We start from the raw sequence: 21,590 nt of genomic DNA, 5'->3' as shown, positions 1-21,590 counted from the left end.
CTTCATTTCACGCTCAATAGGTAATTAACAATATCGCGTAAATAGCGCCATTTCATCCAGATTTCGTCTAGAAGGGGCAAACCAGTGTATCGCTCAATTTCCGTTATCAATTCCAGCATTTCTAATGAGTCAATATGCAGATCTTCGATAATACTTGAATCCATCGTAACCCGTAATTTAATACCTGAATAAGCCCGCAGCGCATAAATAGTATTTTCTAACCATTGTTGGTGAACTTGACTCATTGTGATCCACCTTTAGTCGCCGCGTTCTGATAGCCAATAATACCATTTAGAGGTTTCATCTGTTCTTCCGTTGCAACAGCATAACGCTCTTTTTCCGCTTGGCCTCGCGTCAGTGCACCACGCTCAGTTAATGTCACTAGCGACCCCGCATTAGGGAGATGTGAGCTAGTATCCACAACGACTTTTGTTGCTTCACGTTCACCACGATAAACCTCTTTATCTGACTGATTACGAGTCAGTGCTCCATTCGCCGTTAAAGTCACTGGTTTTTGTGCATCAGGCTTTTTCAGCACCCAATGATTATTTTCATCTTTCTGGTAACGGTTAACCGTAAAATCATTTTTTGGCTGAGTGTTAATGAAAAACTCCGTTGTTTTTGGCTTCGCCTCAATGGATTTTTCCCCTGATGGCAAACGAGACTCTTCCAAAGCTTCAGTCCTAATCAAGTGAGAGCTATCCTGTGGCTCCAAAGAGGTATTATTCAACGGTGATACCTTATTAGATGCCGTAACTGGCTTTTCAATAATAGGCTGTTTTACTTCAGTATTTTCCTGGTTTTTAGCATTGTCCATATCATAATCCACATCGGGCTCTTGTACTGGCTGGCTGAATACAACACGTGTTAGTGGTTTTTTCGATGGTGGTAATGCCGAATCCTTATCATTTGTAGCCTGTGTAGGCTCCTGAAACGATGTGTTACTTACTCCAGGTTCTTGATGACTTATCTGACTAATATTTTCGCTAAATGGAGAGCCTAAGTGATAGTGATATTCTGTATTATAACTATTTGTTATCTTGGATGATGGAGCACCCATTTTTTCTGTTGGATTATACATGCCATCAATAACGTCATCCTCTGTTTTCACTGATGGTGTTGCTGATTTTACAGGCTCACTCAATGCCATTTTTATTTTTAATGGGCTAATAATTTCTATCTTTTGTTCAATATAACGAAATAAATTATTTAAATGCTGATATTTATCACCATATTTTTTCTGTTCAAGGTTACTGTACTCCTTTATAGTATTTTCGATATCCCTTCCTTTTTGTATATTTAAATCACTCACCAAAAAGCTATCCGTTGAACGGCTATTAATCACCTCGTCAGAAAAAAACGCACTAAGTTGGTGTTTAATTGCAGAGTCAACATATTTTTCTTGATAACAAATAGCTAATTTCTCCAGTGTAATATTATCCGATAAGAATTTATCTAACTGTTTATCTAAATTTCCCTGTGTTTTTTTTAGCGTAACCTCAATATTCTCATCCGTATTTAAATCTTGTATTCCATCTATTTCTTTAATTAATTTTGCGGCTGCAGAAACTAATGCTGAGGGGAGTTCTTCAGGAGCAAATAACGTTAATGTCACTAGAGCCGTTTCTGGACGAAGGTTTAACTCTTGCTGAGTTGTACTGCCATGGTTACCTGCTCCTAAAACTTTCGCCACCATATTACGAGTAATGTTACTGTTAGACTTAATAACTAGCTGTGTTATATTGTCTATTTGCTGTTGGTGGTTATTGCTGTGTAAGTCACCAACATTACCAGAAATATTCATTTCGTTCTTAATATTATTTTTAGGTAAAACACTTTCGGCATCTAATGAATGAACATTATTTAAATTAGAAGCGAATACATTACCATCTTTAATAACGGAATTATGATGAAAAGAATTAGAGATATTATGAATCCCAGAGTTATTCTGAGTACTAATCATAGTTAGTCCTTATGATAATTAATATTTTTAATTTATACCAAGAAAGATCACATACTGATAAAACCACTATTATATTGGTTTAAATCTTTTATTAATTGAACTAGCAACTGAGTTAATGTATCAAAGTGGCTATTATCTTGACGGAATGTTTCTAATAAACGTGAAACAGAGTTATTAATCACATTTTTTTGTGCGTCAATCGCTGTTTGCATACTTTGTACGCTCTGTGCAAGCAAATTTACGCCTTTACTTGCCCACCCATCACCAGAAGAATCAATATCATAGATTGATTTCATAATTTCGCGTAGTGGCTTCAGGTCTGGATAAATTCGAATAACTTTACTATCATCAGAACCTCTTGTTTCGACTTTAAATCCCTGGCCGTCCAGTTTCTTTTTCCAAAATTCAAAAACAGGCTCACTATATTTGATTTCATAGATTTTTTCGGCGCTAGTTTCTGGCTTAGACCAATCTTCATAGTATTTAATGTTTGCCGCATCAGAATCTTTAATTGACGGTTTATTTCCTCTTACTTTTTTATGGTCGGTATAAGGCTCAAAAAGCTCATCTAGCCTATTTAATAAAGCTGTTCTTTGCAGTTTTATCTTTCCACTGTCTCCTGCTTTAATATATTCGGGTATTTTACCTAATGCCGTATTCACACCTTGCATATATTTTGTGGTTGCTTTTATTATTTCACCAAATTCTTTTTGGTAACCTTTATGAATATTATCAATCATGCCACTAATGGCACCAATGTGCTTTCTACCATCGTCAATCGGGGGTAATGTATTCGATGATTTCTTTCGCATCATCGTTGCGCCACTAGGTTCAAGTTCAAACTCTTCGTTTAAGCCTAATAGTACTCTCGACGCCTTATCTCCCGATATTTTTAACTCACGCAATAACGTTTTTACTTGCTCAGTGATTTGAGCAAGTTGGTTTGATTCTACTTGGGTGCGCACTGCAGGGCTTGGTACTTCATAACCCAACTGTTGAAAATAACTGTCCACTTGCTGGTAAATATCGGCATTCGGGTCAATAAGAATACCCGACCCAATAGGCGGGAAATCCATTTCTACAAAAGGCTTAACATAGGAAACTTGAGAATTGGCTAATACAGTTGAGAATATTACCTCCATTATTAGCTCCTATTAGCCTTTTACCACAGCTTGGAATGTGCGTATATTGCCATCGCGAACATCTCTTAGCGTCTCATTCATTTTCTTCAGCAATTCACCACTTTCACTAATCGCTTTATCCGCATTTTCAGACACTTTACGCGCAGCGGATGAAATGTCTTGCTCTATCATCGCGTTAGCACTTTGGGCTTTTGCTTCTGCCTGTGATGTTGATGCCGCCATATTCCCCGCACTATCGGATAAACGAGCGCCTTGCTCTGCAACACCACGCTTTATACTCTCTTTAGTAGCAATATTATTGTGTTCGTTAAGCTGATTTTGACCATAAGCTTTCGTACTGTTGGCGGCATCTTGACCATTTTTAGCGACTAATGCTTTTTGCCCCATTGTGGCTTGATCAGTTAGTTCAATAGACAATCCATCCTTGCCTTTTAACACAGCTCCACCATTGGTTTTACCCGTTAATGCATATGCTTGACCATTTAGCTGCGATAACCTGTCACCTGCATTGATATTGTTAATACCTGATTTTAAATTCGTATTAATTGATTTACTCTGGGTATGTAGCGATTTTGCTTGGAATGCTGCCCCTGCGCCACTCACGCCTAAAGAAACACTAAAATTGATAATAGCGCCTTCCATCATTTTTTTGCCTTCTTTAATTGTGGATGCGGCTGCTGCTTCTACCATTTTGCCACTCAACACATTAAAAGCGGTGCTTATTTGACGGTCAGAAATTTTTATCTCAGAGGCAACTTTACGAATAAGTTTTGATATTTCTACAATAATGTCACTACTTATAATTCCAAGAAATTGACGAGGCTTGGCTAAATCAACTTGCCCAATTGCCTTTTGCTCTGCTTGTTCAAAAATACGTTGCAATTCATTCGCAATTTTCGGTTGTAATAGGCTTGAGATCTGCTCAATATTTTCCATTTCTTGCACATCAAGGCTTGAAAGCGCATATATTAATTGCTCTGGCTTCATCTGCCCAATTACAGGTAGATTTAATATTGGCTTTTCAGATAGTTCATTCTCAATAAGTGATGGTAAATTAGACAAGCTGATTTCCTGACTTCCTCCTACCAACGTTGATGTAGGTATCTCTTTAGAGTTAGTTATTCCTCCAGTATTGAAGATAGTTTTATTTGAAATCGCTGGTTGCATAGTAATGGCTGTCATTTTAATTACTCCTTAATTTACGCATAACGCGCTGTTTTCATCATATCGACTTTGTTTTGGCTAGATTGCTGAAGACCGTTAAGCATGGTTGTGAACATTTCATCAAACTGTTCATAATTCTTTGACATGGCTTTAATTAACTGATTTAGCAACTCAGTAATGGCTTCTATCGCCGCATTGTTTAGCATCATCCCTGCAAGCATCTCCTTCATTTTTTCCCCCATAGATGCTGCATGTAAATTGAGTCCTCCTGTTGTTGCTGCACTGGCTACGGTTAGCGCAGCACCCGAGCCTTTTGCTACGACTTCCACTTTTGCCATCGCCACACTTTGATTCTTCACTTTCTCGATTTTTTGGGCTTTATCTATTGTTTTTTCAACAGTTTTTACCGTATCTTTCACATCATCAACTTTGTCAGCTAACTTAGTGAGTTTGCTTAATTTCGCAACGCTACCTGCACCATCCGCAACAGAATCACTCACTTTTACCATTTGCCCACCAATGGAGACTAAGTCTGAGGATTTCTCAGCTTTAGCCACCACTTGGCTAATCGCTTTGGTGACATGTTTTGCCTCATCAAACTTATCCGATAACTTAGCCAACTTAGATAGTTTCACCATACTGTCTGCGCTATCAGCAACTGAATCACTTACTTTGGCAGTATTATTTGCAATATTCCCTAATGCATTCGTTAGGTTTTTAGGCATTGCTTTAATAGTATTTTTTAGCAATGTCCCCACGTTTTTCATTAATAATTTAGCGGCACTTTTCACTGTGTTAACAATGTTTTTTATCATCGACCCCATTGAAATTAATGAGACAGCTAAGAACGCTACCGCGGCAACAATCATTCCAACAATGCTGCCGATCTGCTGCGCTTTATCTTTATCAACACCAAACTCAATCAGCATATCGGTTACTACAGAAGAAATTTCAGTTGCCAGCATTTGCATTAAGCTGCCATGTCCCGTTTCCTCCAGAACAATATCTGCAACTGACATCGCAATCCCAATGGCGGCAATAGCAAGCGTCAACGGTGCAGCAGCACCAAAAGTTGCCACCGTAGCAATCACTGAAACAGCCAATAAGACATAACTGAAAATTTTACTCGCACAAGAAGCGGCTTTATTTGATTCTGCCGCTTTACGTTCAGCTTCCGCGGCCTCTTTGGCTTTTTTCTCTGAGTCTTTCCGAGAGGCTTCATTGATTTTCATCATGACCTCTTCTTGCTCTTTCATGCTACGAATAGAGTCTTCGTTCATCGCTTTTTTAAGCTGGGCCGTTAGCATGGTTAAAAGTGCTAACGTGTTCTCCCATTTATCACCATCAATGTCAGGTCTGCGGGGCGCATTTTCAAAGAACTGGTTTAGCTTATGGCTATCTTCCTGTGCAATTTCCGCCTGTTTTGTTACCGACTCAGCTGTTGCCAGTACTTGAATATTTAATAGGTTGATTTGGTGATTTAGCGTGGCTATTGATTGGTTTAACTGTTGCTTATCTGCTAATAATTTATTGCTTTGGCTGGTTAACCCTTCAATTGTCTGAGTTAAAGATTGCTTTGCCTGTGACAATTTATTCAATGCTTCAATATCTTCTGCATCGGTGGAGTTGACTGGAGGTATGGTAATTAACTCATTGATTTCAGCTAATTGTTCCTGTGCAGTTTGTAGCTTAAGGCCAGCCTGTTCGAACTGTTCTTGTAAAGAATCAGATTGTCTGTTTAAGCTATTTAACTCCGCTCGCAGTGTTTTATCTTCTTTTTGCTGCTCCTCAAATTGGTCATGCAAGCGACTCAATGCATCGGTGTTTTTCTTAAAAGTATCTAAAAGGATATTACCTTGTTCTCTGATTGATTCAGACTCTACATTCAGTAGCTTTATTTTGTTACTCAACTCACTAATATTCCCTTCGTGCAACAATTGGCGTATTGTTGAAAAAGTTTCTATCAGTAACGACTTTGCATTAAAGCTTTTTTCTTGCTGAGGCGAATTTGCCCCTTGCGGGTTTGCTGTTTTAGCCATCGCCCGCATTTTTGGTGCATTTAATTGTGGCGAATTTTCAGCACGAGAACGTTTCATTTGTTCTGTTGAAGCTAATGCCCCGCAGGCTTCTTCTAAGACTAGAACTGATTTCGTGATATCTTCCGTCAAAGCTAACGGGTTCTCACCCTTCAGAAAAGTGTGAATATTTTTTATTCGTTCGCTATTTCCGCTATTTGAAATATCAACCATTTTTATATCCTTAAGTATTAGAGCTTGGGTCCTTGGGCTCTACTGTTGCAAGATTTTTCTTTAATGCCGTTAAATAAGCCTGTGATTTGTTTTGTAAATCAACATCAGTACTGCTTTCCAATACACTTTCAAAGCAATGCAGTGCCGCACTACTTTTCTTCATCATTAAATTACACTGCCCCGCATGGAATAACGGCCTGTAGTCGTCTTTGGCAAGAACAAACGCTAAAGCATACAATTCAGTGGCCTTGTCATAACGTTTCGTTAATTGATAAACTGCAGCAAGCCCCATGACATAATCTGTATTATAAAAATCATAAATACTTAAAAAGCGGAAAAAAGTTTCAGCCTCTTTTAATTTTCCTTGCTGATAAAATTCGTAAGCATAGGAATAGATACCGTCCATTGTACTTTGTGGGATACCATGGATATCTTTATAAGTCGCACCATCCATTAGTGCTGTTGTGATATTTCCGAGCAATTCGTCCATATCAATATTTTGTGATTCTTCATATTGGGTATTATTCATTTATTTACCTTTGCATTAATATTGAATATATGATGCATTTTTACTTTTGCATCATAATTAATCAGATTTTTTTTGGCTTTAAAAAAACGATTTATTCTATGAATTATTTAATTTCATTCGAGAAAATTATAAATCAATGTCTTTCCTTCCCCATTAATTCATTCAAAGCTTCATCCACATCTATTCCCATTTTCACTAATTCGACCCTAATTAACCAAGATATAATTTGCATGATTTCCTCTAACCCATTTTCATCTATAAAACTGTCTTTCTTATATAACCGCCAAATGTTCCTTGCTAAAGGAATATCCCTAACAACTGGGACACCTTGTTGCTCAGCATATTTAATAATAGCTTTAGCTTGCATACCTCGACTTTTTGACAGTAAAAAGGGTAATGGAGCAATATCTGAATCATAATAAATTAACATTGCAATATGAGTGGGGTTGGCCATAACAAATGTCGAATTACGGACATTAGATTTAACTTCTTCTGATAACAACTCTTGATGCAACCCTCTACGTGCACTTTTAATATGAGGGTCCCCTTCGTTATCTTTATACTCTTTTTTAACCTCTTGTTTTTCCATCTTTAAGTTTTTAATAAATAAGAAAAACTCAGTGATCATATCCACTAAAATAATCAACAATGCAACAGACAAAAATACCACAATAAATGTAGTCGATAAGCTTGCCCATTGATGGATCATCCCATCGATGACAGTACGATAAAGCATAAAAATATCGTGCCGCCAAAGATAAAAAAAGACCACTGCAGATACAATAAATACAATTAAATATAAAAATGCTTTGATCAGTTCTTTTAGTGAGTTCAAAGAAAATATTTTTTTTAAGCCCGCGATAGGATTTAATTTAGTAAAATCAAGCTTTATTGCTTCTGTTGCGAGCCTAAAACGGCTTTGTAATAATGAAATTATTGTTCCCGCTAAAAAACATGCTAGTAAAATAGGTAATAAAACACCAATAAAAATAACAAAAAACTCCCAGAGTAAAGTATCGATATTAATATTCGACGGTGATTGTAGTATTTTCCTCATTAAAAATGCCAAGTCTTCTAAACTTGTCATTCCATCGAATACAAAAGCACTTACGACTAATACAATCGCTGCTACTGAATCTTTACTTTTATAACTTTGCCCTTTTTTAGCGGAGTCTTTAATTTTTTTGTCAGTAGGCTTCTCTGTTTTCTCTGCCATAATTTTTCACCATAGTTCTTAGCCTAATTAAAATTAATCAGCAAGAAAAACACTTTGTAATGGTGACAATGAAATCATATTTACTAATATATCTGGCACTTCATTTTGAAAATAAAGTAAGAATACAATAAATGCAATTATTGATTTTATTGCCAATGATAATGAAAACGCATTTAATTGAGGACAAAAGCGGGAGTATAAACCTAGTGCAACCTCTGTAATAAATAAAGTTACAATAATCGGCGCAGCTAAAATAACACCTTTTAATACCATGTTATTCAACCATTCCCCCAGAGGCAGACTATTAAAAGAGGAAAACCCTTGCCCCAATGGCAGCAAATGATAACTTTGTGCAAAAATTACAGAAAGTTGATACATCCCTCCTTGCGCTAAAAATACCATACAAACAATGTAACTCAAGAAAACAGCAAGTTCAGACGCTTCCGTCCCACTTGCAGGGTCAACAATACTGCTAATGGTTTCACCACGCTGAGTGTCAATTAGCTCACCAATCACACTTGCGATCATAAAAGGTAAACCTAAGATGAAAGCCAATATTAAACCGACTACGATTTCATATAAAAAAATTTCAGCTAAATTTGTTTGATCCCATTGAATATTTGCCCCTGCAAAAAATGGCCATAACCCCAATGCAATATACATAACTACACAGTTTTTGATGACCCCTCCATTTAATAGCTTATTGCTAAAAAAAGGCAAAAAGAACATCACGGGCGCTATTCGTAACCATGCTAATGCTAGTTTTATGAGTTCTTGCTGAAACAAAAAAAACAAATATGATGCCAGCGAAACTAACTCTTGGCTCATTAGAGTAACCCTACCGCAGGAATCGCAATGGTAATTGCCTCTATTGTATAATTTATTACCTTATCGGCTAACCACCCGGAGATCATAAATAACGAACCAAATACAGCTAATAGCTTAACGCCAAAAGGTAGCGTTTGTTCTTGCAGTTGGGTCACGGTTTGTATTAACCCTACTAATAACCCGACAACCGTCGCAACAATGACAGGGATTGCTGATAAAACAACAATTAATAACATTGCTTTATTACTGATATATACAATTTCATCCATATCAATATCCCACGTCAATGCTGTGCAAGTTCAAAATATTGCATTACCAACCCTTTGGAAATTAACGTCCATCCGTCAATAGCAACAAACAAAATTAATTTCACAGGAACTGAAATAGTTACAGGGCTCATCATCATCATTCCCAATGCTAATAGAATGCTGGAAATAACTAAGTCGATAACAACAAATGGTAAGTACACATAGAAGCCAATTTCAAATGCAGATTTAATTTCACTTAACGCATAAGCAGGTAATAATGAAAATAATGTTGGTTCGGCTTCTGCTTTACTAATTTCGTCTTCAGTACGCCCCTGTTGAAGGGATTCGAAAAAAGTCACTAATTGTGGGTCAGAATACTTTTGCAAATACGTTTTATAGCGTCCTAGCCCGTCATCAACAAAGTTATCAATCGATTCAACATTACTAAAGTCGACGCTTTCTTGGCGCATATAGTTATTCACGTCCTGCAATACTGGCATCATCACAAATAGAGATAATAATAGAGCAATTGCATTCAATACCATGGTCGAAGGAACTTGCTGTACACCCATTGCATTACGAACCATAATTAATACAATCGATATTTTTAAATAGCACGTTCCTGCGGCAATAATAAAGGGTAATAATGTTGAAAATGCAACTAATGCTAATAAAGGGATTTCTTGTGGTACCGTTGGCATATTAAACCCTTGAGTCACCTAGGCTAATTATGCGAGTGATTTCCAAACCTAATTCACTATCATCACCTAAGTAAATAAGCTCACCTTCAGCAACGAGTTGCTTATTTGCATAGACTTTAACTTCGCGTTCTTTATTTTCCCCAATAGAAAAAATAGAACCTGGTTGGATATTATTAAGCTCAGTAACCGCAATATCACTATGACCTAATACAAATGTAAGTTTGACATTCATATCTGCTAAATTAAATGGGCGTTCAATTTCATCTTGATATTCTTCTGTCGGTTGGGTATCTGTACCGTCTTCTTGTAATAATATTTCTTCAATCATAAATAAGCCTTCTTCTTGTTTTTGGAACCGAGCAAATACACGCCCAGCGACCAACATGTGCAACTGTAGTTGCTGAATATAAAGTGCGTCTCCCAGTGCTAATGAACGCAGTAATGAGAGGCTAATATAACTGCCCCCTAACACCCAATCAGCGAGGAGTGAGAGGTTTTCCAAACCACCATTTGCTTGCTCACGTACTGCCAAACCGTCAATTGGAGCACAAAGAAAAGCCTTTCCAAGATGCTTTTCTTTCACAGACAAACTAAACTGGTTAATCGCGTTACCATCAATAACTTCAACCGATTGGTAATTAAACTGGCTATCAAAAAAGCATTTGTCCTTATTTTCGAAAGCAAAAATGTCACAGAGCATTTGGCTACTTAATGAACTCCATGCATAATGTGCCAAGTCAGGCCAGCGATACCGGCACCAATCCTCAACATGCGTCAACACATTCACCTGTTGCATTTCCTTCTGTAAACACACATTGAAATAACGCTGCTGTGAATGTGTACCGTGGGTAACCACCTCGACTTGGTATTGTTGCTGCCAAGTTTTTAACTGCCTTTCTCGCTGACTGACTCGCCGAATTTTCAACATATTTAATCTTCTTCTTGCTGATGCTGTTCCTGCTGACGCTGTTTTTGCTGTTGGTCATGCTGACCGCGTTCTTGTTCTTGGCGGAAATAAATATTTTTTTCACTACTTAATAAATGTTTATTGTCCTGCAACACATGCTGTACCTCGCGGCTATAGGTAGAGGCAATAACATCTGTTTTTGTCGCTAATTCAAACGTTACCGACGGTGCATTCTTCCATTGCTGAAAGGTATAAGTTAAGGTTCGCGGTGAACTCTCATTCACTTGAGCATTCTTAATTGCATTACTATGCTCAATCCATTGTTCCACCTTTTGCGCGGTCGAAGACAGCTCGCTAGCTGGGGTCCCCACGGCAACCTGAGCCTGTGGCGCCATCGCAACTTCAACAGGCATCGGGCTATTTCGAGCTATATTAGCGCCATCATTATTTGTGTTCTCTTGCAAAACGGACTGGTTTTTCTCACTTTTCGTCAGAATTTGCATAAAACGCTCTGTGGATATTCCTGCATGCTCATCAACACTCGGTTGGTGACCTTCTAGCATTGTTTCTAAGGCCGCTACCCCATGCTCATTACTGCTTTGCCCCTCACTACTTGTCTGTATTGACTCTGGTGACCCCATCATTTTTTCAGCGGTAATCACCTCTGAGATAAATGGCTTTTCGGGGGACAACAGGGTAGAAAAAACATGCTGTTGACCTTTATTCGCAACTGAAGCTTTCACATCATTTTCATTGTTGAATAAATTTAACACCGGTTGTTCAGTAGCCTCACCTTCCATTGCGCCGGATGAACGCAATAAGCTATTCGGCTTTAACACTGCATCAGAATTGTGTGTATGAAGAATTGGCATACCACTCATATTGATTAACGGAATATCATCATCTAACAGCGTATAATCTTCTAAATCGTCTTGAACATCGCCTAGAATCAATGTGCTATCTTCCTCATTCCCCTCTAATAACAACGGGTTAGACTCACCGTTAAGTAACCATGTGCCATCTATCTCTAATTGGGGAGTAAAATGTTCTACAATCAGCGCTTCCACTTGCAATACATTCTGCGGTTCAGTTTCCAACATCATGTGGTCTGTATTTTGGGGTAAATAGCGTAAAGGCATAGAAACGACCGGCTCCGCAATCCCCATAGAAGCAGTATATTGCCCCCCAAAACATAGGGTATTACTCGCAAAATCGGATTGTGTTTTTGGTTTAAGTAATGTCTTTTGTGCAAAAACATTTGCGACTTTCTTAGCGAGTCGCTGAAAAGAAAGAGCATTTACGTTTTCTTTACCTTGTTGGTTATAGCCATGTGTTGGTTTTACGATTGCTCCAACTAGCTCAGTGGTATTATTGATTACTTTTTCACTCGAAAGTGATTTAATTGCTGACATGAACAAATAGCTCCTCTATTTCATGTTGCTGCTGACGCTCTGATTTTAAACATTGTTTAGTACGTTGCTGTTTGAGATATTTTTGGAATTTTTCACACTTGTTGTGTAACAAAAGTGCCTGTGCTTTTATTTGTTCTGCTAATTGTTGGTATTTTTCTATTTGTACCGACATGCTGTCGATTTGATATTCAAATTGCGCAATATTTGCCAAAACTGCAGCTTTGAGGCGTTGGCGTTCCCAAAATGCAATCGGTTTTAGTTCTTGAGAATTTTCATATAAAATAACTTGTGCCGCTAAAATTCTGACCCGCTCCTGAACTTCGGAAATATTTTGCTGTAATTCATAGATAGCTAAGTTTATTTTTCCTTGTTCTTGCCGTGTTTTATCTAAGCGGCGCTCAGTGAGAAGTAATAAGTTTTTAACACTCATGACACTAATCGATTGAGTTGCGTCAATATATCTTCAGAACTTTCAGGCTGTTCCATCCCTTGTTTTAAAAACATTTCAATATCCGTTTGCTTTGCTAGTACCCTATCGTTATCCACATTTTCCCCTTCACGGTATTCACCTAAATCTAAATACAACTGAAGTTGCTCAAGTTTCCCAAGCATTTCACGTACTTCGCCCGCGGCTTTTCTATGCTCTGGTGAAGTGACTTTGGGGAAAACACGGCTGATACTTTGCAAAATATCAATGGCGGGATAATGACCCCGGCCAGCAAGTTTATGACTAAGATAAATATGTCCATCGAGGATTGAGCGAATTTCGTCACCAATAGGATCAGCCTCATCTTCACTCTCAAGCAAAACCGTATAAAAAGCCGTAATGGCACCTTGTTTCAAACGCCCGGGACGTTCGAGTAACATGGGTAATTGCTCAAATACAGAGGCAGGGTATCCACGCCTTGCCGGTAATTCCCCCGTTGCCAATGCAACATCTCGTAACGCCCTTGCGTAGCGTGTCATGGAATCAACATATAGCAACACGTTACGCCCTAAATCACGGTAATACTCCGCAATAGTCGTCGCTAATAATGCGGCATTGCAACGCTCTATTGGCGGACTATCCGATGTGGCATACACTAAAATAGTTTGTGCAGCATGAGGGGAATGCTTCAATTCCTCTATAAACTCAATAACTTCTCGACCTCGTTCCCCAATTAAAGCCACCACATGAATATCCGCACTAGCATGGTTAATGATCATATTCATCAATGACGTTTTTCCACTTCCCGCCGCAGCGAAAATACCAATTCTCTGCCCTAAACCACAGGTCAATAGCCCATCTATTGCACGGACACCTGTCATTAAAGGCTCATCAATTGGACGCCGTTGTGTAACGTTAGCCGGTGGACTATCAATCCGTTGCAAACGGTTATCAAGATAAGAAACTTCATCAGCATTCTCAGTTAATTGTCCAACTTGCTCACCCGCCGCATTAAAAATTTTCCCTGCCAACGATTCATTCACAGAAAAAACAAATGGGTAGCCACTTGGGCGAATAACCACCTCACGCGTTAAACCTTGAATACGCCCAATTAAACTTAATACAGTTAAACCTTCTTTAAAGCCCACAACTTGGGCTTTCGCAATAATCTCTGGATGCGAAATAGACCGTTCGATAAAACAAATTTCACCAATAAACACCCCTTGTAGGGGTGCTTCAATTAGGCATCCATGAATGCGCGCAGGATGCGCGCAGATATCAAAGAGTTTCATTTTTTATCTTGATAATTTAGGCTGAAAGTTGATCACGCAATACATTTGCGCGCTCAAAAAACTCTTCAAAACTATTTGAAAATAATGACATTTCATTCAAAGCTGAATTTTTTAAAACTGCAGATAAAATAAGCGTGTCATCAACCAAATTTAAAGCAGGCTGACCAACTTGGAAATTATTAGGCGGATACTCCATCATAGATTTCAATAATAAACCGCTCACCGAATCTAAACGGCTATAATTACACTCTGATAAAGCACACCAAATAATAATATCGTCCGATGTTAGGTCAATATTAATTGCCGGTGAATCATTCATTTCTAATTGAATATTCGAGTGGCAATCTAATTGGGTATTAATTAAATCATCACGTCCCATTTCACCTAAATATTCATTTAGTACTTCTACAAAACGGTATTTCATATTTTTATTCCTTATGTTTATTTGATAATGTTTTACTATCGGTAATTGCTATTGGTTATATTGTATTAATAACGTTAACTTTTACGGTCTCAGAAACTTCATTGAAAGAGAGCACTTCCAATTCAGGGAATCGAGCCTCTAGGATTTTTTTAACAAAACGGCGAATATCAACTGGCACTAACATGCTGATATCTCTAACAGACAAGTAGCTATTTTCTAACGCTAGCTCAGCTGCTTGAATCAACGCATTACTGGTTTCTGGTTCAAGGTGTAAATACACCCCTCCAGATGATTGGCGAATTCCTTGGCGGATCGTGTCTTCAGTCACTGAATTGACCATTAATACATTTAAACGCCCCTCGACGGCAAAACGCGAAGAGATATAACGCGCCATACCACTGCGAATATGCTCAACTAACATCAAACTATCTTTTTCTTTAGGTACCCATTGCACCAAATTTTCAATAATGAGCTTCATGTTCCGTACTGATATTTTTTCCATCAATAAACGCTGGAAAACCTCTGTAACCTTCTGTACTGTTACATGGCGATAACACTCTTTCAGTAGTTCAGGGTATTTTCTCTCAAGGTCGTCAAGTAGGTTTTTAGTTTCTTGGATACCAAAAAATTCATTAATATGACGCAGCATCAAGGTACTAACACAATCAATCATTTCCGTAATATCATCACGGCTATATAACCCTAGTTGTTCAATGCTTTGTTTCTCTTGGTCCGCAACCCAATGGCTCGTAACACCATATTCATCAGTGTACTTGGTTAATTCGATTCCAAGATGCTCCAACTCATCAGTTTGTGTTAATAGGCGATGACCATGAAAATAAATATCGTATTCACCCGCTTTAACTTCATTAATTAAAACCACAATTTTATTTTCGGGTACAATAGGAGAGTAATTAATCGCAATATCAGGAATACGATACCCATAACGAATAAACACATCTTTTTTCATTCGCGTTAGAAAACGATGTTCTTCTAAATGCGTTTTATAATCCTGATTAACAGAAATAATAATGGGTAGTGTTTCAGGAATATATTCTTCCTCAAATTCTTGATTTGCACGCTGAGTTTCCCCTTCGGTCACTTCAGGATTAACACACTGACTTTCTTGTTGGGTCTCATGAGTTTTCTTCTTACGGTTTTTGTAATGACGAACACCAAACAACCCAAAAAGAAGAGCAGAAAGAAGTAAAAATATACTCGTCGGGAAGCCCGGCAAAAAGCCCATGAAAAATACAATTAAACCAGTAATTAAAATAGTAAAATTGTTGGCAAATAGCTCAGAGACAATGTTTTCCCCTAAGTTTTTATCATTGCCCCCTACACGAGTGACAATAAAGCCCGCACTAATAGAGATCAGCAGCGCTGGAATTTGTGCAACTAAACCATCACCTATCGTTAATAATGAAAAAGTATTTAAGGCCGTTGATACATCCATACCTTGCTGGGCTGTACCAACAGAGATACCACCAATTAAGTTTACAAAAATGATAACAATACCGGCGATAGCATCCCCTTTAATAAACTTCATTGCACCATCGAATGAACCAAATAACTGGCTTTCTTTTTCTAAATCGCCTCGTTTCTCTTTAACGGTTGCCTCATCGATAACACCTGCACGTAAATCTGCATCAATACTCATTTGTTTACCAGGCATCGCATCCAAAGAAAAGCGAGCGGCAACTTCAGCAATACGTTCAGAACCTTTGGTAATAACGATAAATTGTACGATAGTCACAATGGCAAAAACCACCATCCCAACGACTAAGTTATCTTGAATAACAAACTCACCAAACGTGGCAATAATATCCCCAGCATCCGCCTCTAATAGAATCAAACGACTAGTACTAATTGATAGCGCCAATCTAAATAATGTACTTATTAATAATATGGATGGAAATGATTGAAAATTCAGTACCCGTGTAATATAGAAAGAGCTCATAAAAATGAGGACTGAAATCATAATATTTAAGCCAATTAATAAATCGACCAATATTGTAGGTAATGGAATAATTAACATCGCAATTACCATCACCATAATAACCAATACCATTAACTCTGGCCGTTGGCGGATTTGTAATAAAAATCCAGTTATGCTTTTCATAGAGTTATTTATTTCCTATTTTTATTTTTTGATAATTTCTTGTGCCACAATGTCATTCATTTGTTTTTTTAAATGTTCCAATATTTCATCCCTTGATTCCAATATAGGAAATACCGAAATCGGAATAGTAGAAAAGGCCAAAAATACTAATTGCAAAAACCTTGCTCGCGTCTCTGTGTGCATGAACCGTAATTCTTTATTCACAAATATGACAATTTGCTCTTCAAAATCAGCTAGCCCACGAATACCGCTAATAAATATTTGGCTGAGGGATTTCTCTAACACCAATTTTTGGTTATCTATTTGATAACGAAAAAAATCCGCTTGAAAAATTTTCTGGCTAAAGATGCAATCAAGAGATTGCAGTTCACGTAAACGACCAACTCGAATAAAAAAATTACCAAATTCACTGATATTCACATCACCAAGCGGCAATGCTTGTAGATCACACGCTAAAGCTCGAGCCAAATAACGCATCATATTTTCCCGCTCTTGGAGTTCCATGACTTCAACCCATTGTTCATATAAATATACGACAGGGCCGTCATAACCAATGAATTCACGGTAAACACTACGCAAGTTCCCTGCGCTTTGTTTCAATTTTTGAGCAAATGCCTTGGCAAGTAATGCCACGTTAGCGCCAGCTTGTGCACTACGCGCATTTTCTTCATTCAATAATTGCTCATAAAGTGTTTCGAGATATGCTATTTGCTCATTTTTAAACTTTTTGCGATGAATTAATGAAGCAAGCGCCATTAATAAATCACTAGGATCTGGAAAAAATTGCAATAATAAAGTGCGTAATTGCCGAGGATTCATTAACTGCTTATTTAGCAGAGCCTCAATTTGGGTAATTTTTCCATCTGCATTGCTATCTAAAATACGCTCAGCAAAGCGCATCCATTCTTCTTCAGGGTCTTTACGAGAACTTCCTCTGCGAATATGGCTTGCCGCTAACATGGCCATTGAGGCATATTCGCTGCTGCTGTCAATGACCCCTAACCCTCGGGTTACCTCGTCACTGTCGTCAGTATTACTCTTCGCTGACGCCCTGCTTTTATCTTGCGTACCAACCGAAAAACGGTTGCTATAGTTCAGTGGCGTTATTGCCATGACTCGCTCATATACTGTTGGAGAAATTGTACCGTGCCATGCAACTGACTATTGTGCTGTGTAATACGCGTTTTTTCTGAAAACTGACGCCCATCCCAAGCTTCGTTTTCATCTAATAAACGCGGTTGGATCAAAAACAACCTTACCATTTTTTGCTGATTAACTGACGAGCTACTAAATAAGCCGCCAACAAAAGGAATATCGCCTAGTCCAGGAATTTTGCTTTCATTTTCAATATATTGTTCACGCGTATAACCACCGATAAGTAAACTGCTGTCTTTCGCGATACGAGCAACAGTATTAATGGTCGTGCGGTTAATCGATGGCAACCCCTCAACACTTGAAGCTTTACCATCACTTCCATGACTTTGTGCACCGTCTTCAATGTTAACTTCCATTTCGACCTGATGACCCGCAGAAATACGAGGCATCACACTGATCATGGTTCCGTAAGTCACTTGCTCTAATGTCGCAATGCGCTCACCTTGTAACTTAGCGTAAAAACTGGTGTTGTTATCGAATAAAGCAGGAATGTTTTCTTGAGTCAGTAAAACAGGACGTGACACAATATGCCCATTTCCCTTTTTACTTAATGCATCAATCTGTAATAAAAAATCTTGGCTATTTGATAGTGTGCTACGGTTAAATGCGACAGCCCCTCGACCCGCTTTAAAGGTGCCAACTTCCCAATTCACCCCCAAGTTGTCTAACTCTGATCGTGTTATGTCAATAATCCACAAAGATAATTCGACTTGTCGACGACGAGTATCTAAGGTCCTAACCAGTTGCCTAACATAGTTAATTTGTTCTTGGCTACCTTTGACAATCAAACTATTGCTATCAGAGTGCGCCACCAGCGAGAGTACATTTCTCCCTGACGAGCTTTTCACTATCACTTGTTTCTGTGATGGAACACTTTCACCAATAGGAGCATCTAATAATTCATCAATTGAATCTTCTACTGAGTTCAATTTGGCTGGCTGAACATTAATCGTTTCTTCAACGGTGTTTCCGTTATCTTTAAATAAAGCTGAAATGACCGTTAACATGCCAGGTACCGTTGTACTTTGGCCGCGCGATGTATAGCTTCGGTCAGTAACTGAGGCATGTTTTAAAGAGATAACCACAACCTCACTGCCCACTTGTTCTTCTTGTTGAATCTGCTTATCTAAATACAGTGCCGCAGCCTTAATTAGCTCAACATATAAAGGCGGCCCCGAAACAAACAATAAGCTATCACCTCCTTGAGTACGAACAGGAAAGCGTTCATCATAAATGCCATTACGTTGAATATAATTGAGAACCTGCCCACTACTAACACCATGAGTCGGTATAATCGTACTGCGCATTTCACTATTATCGTAAACATAAATACTGGCACCATCGTCATACCACACTAATGCAATACGGCGAGTTAATGCTTTGAACATCTCATCCGCATTGGCTAGATTAAAATTGCCCGTTACTTTTTTCTGTGCCGCTAATTTACTTAAAATAATAGGCTTGTTTAATTGCTCAGCGACCGCCTCAAAAACTTTGCCAATAGCAATATTATTTGCAACAAATGTGTCATGGTTTTTTTCTTGAGCTACAGGTTGTGCAACAAAAATTTCAGACTGAGCTGAATAACCACTCATCGATAATAAAAGGAGTGCCAGTAATACCACTCCTCTTTTGTTACTGCTCATATAAATTGTCTCCAAGATGTCTTATTTCTGAAGGGGTAAGTCCCAACTCTTTTTTAAGATCATTGGTGAAGTGTGAGGCAGAGCAGTAACCCGCTTCTAATCCCACATCCAAAATTGAGCTTTCACTTTCAATTAATTGCAAAATAGCGTTTGCCATGCGAACACTCATAATCTTTCGCTTCGCTGTTTTATTAAAGTTTTCTCGATAAAGCTGTCTAAAATAAGAGGCTGAAACTCCATAACGAGCACAAAGCTGATTAATATTGGCATTTTTATCACTCTGCGCTGCAGAAAGAATAAATCGCATCATTCCGTAGGCTTCATATTTACGCAATATATTGCACCAAAACTCAAATTCAGGTTGCTCTCTAATGACTAAATCGATGACAACATTTTTAACTGATATGGTTGTAAAAAACTCTTCATCCAATGGAATATATTCTTGTACTATTTCATTACTAGAACCACATTTCGCTTTCTTAGAAAGGAAAGATTGCTTTGTTGCAGTATCAATAACAGCAAGAATTTCAACTAACTCTGATAACTCTATTGAGTAAATATCCCAGTTTGGGTTGTTATTAGTACTCAACACTGCATCATTGGCGATAAATATAGCGTTTTTTTCAAATTGAATATTTAAGTTTGAATATGGAGATTTATAACAAAAAGTCGCTGCTCCCTCAGAGGGAACTGCCAAAATCAGTTTATCCTGCAAAGAAAAACAGAGATCCCCATGTTTCAATAATGCAGCAATGTCTTTCTTTAGCATTATATAAGCCCTTTCTATTGATTAATATTTAGAATCAGGGTGCGGGATGCTCGCACAAAACACAAAGGAATAAAGCAGAATACTTCATACTTTGCCTCCTCACCCCTTAGTGTAAATGAATAAGATCTATTCAGCTGACTGAATAATATTTTCACTGTTTAATACGTTTAAATAATTTTATTGAGATTACATGTATGACAGACATAAATAACCGCACTTACATTATGAGGATCGCCAGTGGTGAAATGTGCGATCAGGAAATAATAATAAATTTAGATGCTAACTTGATTATTATTGGTGAGGATAATGATTACAAAACTAATATTTCTGATGAAGGGTTCACGAGTTACTCGATACCCAGCCATCAGGAAGCTTTTACCTTCTCAATCATTTCCTATGAAGACCAGATCGCGATTGACCTTCATACTAAAAATCAAAGTAAAATCATCCCAATCAATCTGCATGAGACTGTTTTAAAAGAGCTATTTCCTTTTGCGATTAAACGTATCGATACACCTTGGGAGCTCCCTCTTATGGAGGAAACTATTCCAGACAGTACTATTAAAACAGAAAAAATGAGGCATAAATTTAAAAAATCGCCATACGCCAGCAAAATAATAATCGGTATATCAATAATCACACTGGCATTTATCGGTTTCATGTCTATTCCCTATAATTCCGAAACAACAAAAACAATAGTAGAGAAAAAAAGACACGCTATTGAAGAGTTGATTAATGGAAACCATTACCCAGTCGTGGTCACTGAAGGCAAAAAAGATGAAATGCTGGTTTTAGTTAAAACTCAAAGGGATTTGGATTGGAGCATGCAACGTTTATTAAAATCTAAGTATCGAAACCAATTTAAAATTAATAAAATCAGTCATATCGAATATGAAATAGAAAATAAAATAGCAGAATTCATTCCTAATCTGTTAAAAATAAACATTGATAACCCATGTAACCCTACTATAAAACTATTAAATGGAAAAATATCAAGTAAAGAAACCGAATTTATTAACCAAACATTTTCAAGTTATTTTCAATGTTATAGTAAAAGTGAATTTAAAAATCTAAGCATCGCTGAATTAATAAAAAAATCCGAACTAGGATTAACAGAAAGTAATGTTCAATGGCATAAAATAACTGAAAACAATAAAACAATTTTTATTATTAAAGATAGCTTGAATGATAAACAAACTATTTCATTAATAACTTTTGCAAGTTCGTTTTATCAGCAATGGGGAGAAAGACAAATTCAATTTTCTATTTCATTAGCCAATAATGAATTAACAGGCAAGTCTTTTATCACAAAATCCAATGGTTATATTTTATTAGGTAACAACCATTGGTTATTCAATTCAAATAGATTTTAATATTAACAAAAAAGAGGAAATAT

At 37.6% G+C, this 21,590-nt stretch carries 20 protein-coding genes; 1 reads left to right on the top strand and 19 read right to left on the bottom strand.

Annotation, left to right across the window (positions count from 1 at the left end):
• Positions 1–2: 2 nt before the first annotated feature.
• From RB151_RS01045 to RB151_RS00955, 19 genes are all read right to left on the bottom strand, one after another.
• Complete coding sequence (locus tag RB151_RS01045; RefSeq protein WP_071547593.1) at positions 3–245, bottom strand: phosphopantetheine-binding protein; 243 nt, start codon at positions 243–245, stop codon at positions 3–5.
• On the bottom strand, positions 242–1,963 hold the full coding sequence (locus tag RB151_RS01040; protein ID WP_071547592.1) for a hypothetical protein: 1,722 nt from the start codon (positions 1,961–1,963) through the stop codon (positions 242–244). Before RB151_RS01040 ends, RB151_RS01045 begins: the two co-directional genes overlap by 4 nt.
• A gap of 47 nt (positions 1,964–2,010) precedes the next feature.
• Complete coding sequence (locus RB151_RS01035) at positions 2,011–3,105, bottom strand: IpaD/SipD/SspD family type III secretion system needle tip protein (protein WP_071547591.1); 1,095 nt, start codon at positions 3,103–3,105, stop codon at positions 2,011–2,013.
• Positions 3,106–3,117: 12 nt separating this feature from the next.
• Positions 3,118–4,287 (bottom strand): hypothetical protein, encoded by a 1,170-nt coding sequence (locus tag RB151_RS01030; RefSeq protein WP_071547590.1) that lies wholly within the window; start codon positions 4,285–4,287, stop codon positions 3,118–3,120.
• Between the two features lie 17 nt (positions 4,288–4,304).
• Positions 4,305–6,518 carry a type III secretion system translocon subunit SctE gene (gene sctE / locus RB151_RS01025; RefSeq protein WP_071547589.1) on the bottom strand — a complete coding sequence of 738 codons (2,214 nt, stop codon included), beginning with the start codon at positions 6,516–6,518 and terminating at the stop codon, positions 4,305–4,307.
• A 10-nt stretch (positions 6,519–6,528) separates the two neighbouring features.
• Positions 6,529–7,047, bottom strand: coding sequence for a type III secretion system translocator chaperone SicA (gene sicA / locus RB151_RS01020; RefSeq protein WP_042843355.1), 519 nt, complete (start codon positions 7,045–7,047; stop codon positions 6,529–6,531).
• A gap of 133 nt (positions 7,048–7,180) precedes the next feature.
• On the bottom strand, positions 7,181–8,263 hold the full coding sequence (locus RB151_RS01015; RefSeq protein ID WP_071547588.1) for an EscU/YscU/HrcU family type III secretion system export apparatus switch protein: 1,083 nt from the start codon (positions 8,261–8,263) through the stop codon (positions 7,181–7,183).
• A 33-nt stretch (positions 8,264–8,296) separates the two neighbouring features.
• On the bottom strand, positions 8,297–9,091 hold the full coding sequence (gene sctT, locus RB151_RS01010) for a type III secretion system export apparatus subunit SctT (protein ID WP_071547587.1): 795 nt from the start codon (positions 9,089–9,091) through the stop codon (positions 8,297–8,299).
• Positions 9,091–9,360: a type III secretion system export apparatus subunit SctS gene (gene sctS / locus RB151_RS01005; RefSeq protein ID WP_042843351.1), complete on the bottom strand. Its 270-nt coding sequence runs from the start codon at positions 9,358–9,360 to the stop codon at positions 9,091–9,093. The genes sctT and sctS overlap by 1 nt, the downstream gene beginning before the upstream one ends.
• 14 nt (positions 9,361–9,374) lie before the next feature.
• Positions 9,375–10,040, bottom strand: a complete 666-nt coding sequence (locus tag RB151_RS01000; protein ID WP_071547586.1) for an EscR/YscR/HrcR family type III secretion system export apparatus protein — start codon at positions 10,038–10,040, stop codon at positions 9,375–9,377.
• A 1-nt stretch (position 10,041) separates the two neighbouring features.
• Positions 10,042–10,968, bottom strand: a complete 927-nt coding sequence (locus RB151_RS00995) for a FliM/FliN family flagellar motor switch protein (protein WP_042843349.1) — start codon at positions 10,966–10,968, stop codon at positions 10,042–10,044.
• A gap of 2 nt (positions 10,969–10,970) precedes the next feature.
• The gene (locus RB151_RS00990) at positions 10,971–12,359 is read right to left on the bottom strand and encodes a hypothetical protein (protein ID WP_071547585.1); all 1,389 of its coding nucleotides are present in this window, start codon (positions 12,357–12,359) and stop codon (positions 10,971–10,973) included.
• On the bottom strand, positions 12,346–12,789 hold the full coding sequence (locus RB151_RS00985; RefSeq protein WP_048605517.1) for a hypothetical protein: 444 nt from the start codon (positions 12,787–12,789) through the stop codon (positions 12,346–12,348). Before RB151_RS00985 ends, RB151_RS00990 begins: the two co-directional genes overlap by 14 nt.
• Positions 12,786–14,078: a type III secretion system ATPase SctN gene (gene sctN, locus RB151_RS00980; protein ID WP_071547584.1), complete on the bottom strand. Its 1,293-nt coding sequence runs from the start codon at positions 14,076–14,078 to the stop codon at positions 12,786–12,788. The genes RB151_RS00985 and sctN overlap by 4 nt, the downstream gene beginning before the upstream one ends.
• A gap of 16 nt (positions 14,079–14,094) precedes the next feature.
• Positions 14,095–14,502, bottom strand: coding sequence for a type III secretion system protein (locus RB151_RS00975; protein ID WP_048605518.1), 408 nt, complete (start codon positions 14,500–14,502; stop codon positions 14,095–14,097).
• A 55-nt stretch (positions 14,503–14,557) separates the two neighbouring features.
• A complete protein-coding gene (locus RB151_RS00970) occupies positions 14,558–16,624 on the bottom strand; it encodes an EscV/YscV/HrcV family type III secretion system export apparatus protein (protein ID WP_042843342.1) in 2,067 nt (688 codons plus the stop codon).
• 21 nt (positions 16,625–16,645) lie between these two features.
• On the bottom strand, positions 16,646–17,737 hold the full coding sequence (gene sctW / locus RB151_RS00965) for a type III secretion system gatekeeper subunit SctW (protein WP_048605520.1): 1,092 nt from the start codon (positions 17,735–17,737) through the stop codon (positions 16,646–16,648).
• Complete coding sequence (sctC, locus tag RB151_RS00960) at positions 17,728–19,425, bottom strand: type III secretion system outer membrane ring subunit SctC (RefSeq protein ID WP_071547583.1); 1,698 nt, start codon at positions 19,423–19,425, stop codon at positions 17,728–17,730. Before sctC ends, sctW begins: the two co-directional genes overlap by 10 nt.
• The gene (locus RB151_RS00955; RefSeq protein WP_042843339.1) at positions 19,415–20,194 is read right to left on the bottom strand and encodes an AraC family transcriptional regulator; all 780 of its coding nucleotides are present in this window, start codon (positions 20,192–20,194) and stop codon (positions 19,415–19,417) included. The genes sctC and RB151_RS00955 overlap by 11 nt, the downstream gene beginning before the upstream one ends.
• A gap of 194 nt (positions 20,195–20,388) precedes the next feature.
• On the opposite strand from RB151_RS00955, the gene RB151_RS00950 reads away from it, so the two are divergent.
• Positions 20,389–21,567: a PrgH/EprH family type III secretion apparatus protein gene (locus tag RB151_RS00950; protein WP_071547582.1), complete on the top strand. Its 1,179-nt coding sequence runs from the start codon at positions 20,389–20,391 to the stop codon at positions 21,565–21,567.
• Positions 21,568–21,590: the final 23 nt, after the last annotated feature.

It is taken from the genome of Providencia rettgeri, from assembly GCF_001874625.1.
In the GTDB taxonomy this organism is placed as follows: Bacteria; Pseudomonadota; Gammaproteobacteria; order Enterobacterales; family Enterobacteriaceae; genus Providencia; species Providencia huashanensis.
The sequence above is the reverse complement of the archived record's forward strand: the minus strand, read 5'-3'. Positions and strand labels throughout refer to the sequence as shown.

Bases quoted from the DNA above. Each gene is read 5' to 3' on its own strand.
- sctW (WP_048605520.1), bottom strand. From the start codon at position 17,737: ATGGCAATAACGCCACTGAACTATAGCAACCGTTTTTCGGTTGGTACG.
- sctT (WP_071547587.1), bottom strand. From the start codon at position 9,091: ATGAGCCAAGAGTTAGTTTCGCTGGCATCATATTTGTTTTTTTTGTTT.
- sctC (WP_071547583.1), bottom strand. From the start codon at position 19,425: ATGAGCAGTAACAAAAGAGGAGTGGTATTACTGGCACTCCTTTTATTA.
- RB151_RS01000 (WP_071547586.1), bottom strand. From the start codon at position 10,040: ATGCCAACGGTACCACAAGAAATCCCTTTATTAGCATTAGTTGCATTT.
- RB151_RS01040 (WP_071547592.1), bottom strand. From the start codon at position 1,963: ATGATTAGTACTCAGAATAACTCTGGGATTCATAATATCTCTAATTCT.
- RB151_RS00985 (WP_048605517.1), bottom strand. From the start codon at position 12,789: ATGAGTGTTAAAAACTTATTACTTCTCACTGAGCGCCGCTTAGATAAA.
- RB151_RS00995 (WP_042843349.1), bottom strand. From the start codon at position 10,968: ATGTTGAAAATTCGGCGAGTCAGTCAGCGAGAAAGGCAGTTAAAAACT.
- sctS (WP_042843351.1), bottom strand. From the start codon at position 9,360: ATGGATGAAATTGTATATATCAGTAATAAAGCAATGTTATTAATTGTT.
- RB151_RS01030 (WP_071547590.1), bottom strand. From the start codon at position 4,287: ATGACAGCCATTACTATGCAACCAGCGATTTCAAATAAAACTATCTTC.
- RB151_RS00975 (WP_048605518.1), bottom strand. From the start codon at position 14,502: ATGAAATACCGTTTTGTAGAAGTACTAAATGAATATTTAGGTGAAATG.
- RB151_RS00970 (WP_042843342.1), bottom strand. From the start codon at position 16,624: ATGAAAAGCATAACTGGATTTTTATTACAAATCCGCCAACGGCCAGAG.
- RB151_RS00955 (WP_042843339.1), bottom strand. From the start codon at position 20,194: ATGCTAAAGAAAGACATTGCTGCATTATTGAAACATGGGGATCTCTGT.
- RB151_RS01035 (WP_071547591.1), bottom strand. From the start codon at position 3,105: ATGGAGGTAATATTCTCAACTGTATTAGCCAATTCTCAAGTTTCCTAT.
- sctE (WP_071547589.1), bottom strand. From the start codon at position 6,518: ATGGTTGATATTTCAAATAGCGGAAATAGCGAACGAATAAAAAATATT.
- RB151_RS01045 (WP_071547593.1), bottom strand. From the start codon at position 245: ATGAGTCAAGTTCACCAACAATGGTTAGAAAATACTATTTATGCGCTG.
- RB151_RS00990 (WP_071547585.1), bottom strand. From the start codon at position 12,359: ATGTCAGCAATTAAATCACTTTCGAGTGAAAAAGTAATCAATAATACC.
- RB151_RS01015 (WP_071547588.1), bottom strand. From the start codon at position 8,263: ATGGCAGAGAAAACAGAGAAGCCTACTGACAAAAAAATTAAAGACTCC.
- sicA (WP_042843355.1), bottom strand. From the start codon at position 7,047: ATGAATAATACCCAATATGAAGAATCACAAAATATTGATATGGACGAA.
- sctN (WP_071547584.1), bottom strand. From the start codon at position 14,078: ATGAAACTCTTTGATATCTGCGCGCATCCTGCGCGCATTCATGGATGC.
- RB151_RS00950 (WP_071547582.1), top strand. From the start codon at position 20,389: ATGACAGACATAAATAACCGCACTTACATTATGAGGATCGCCAGTGGT.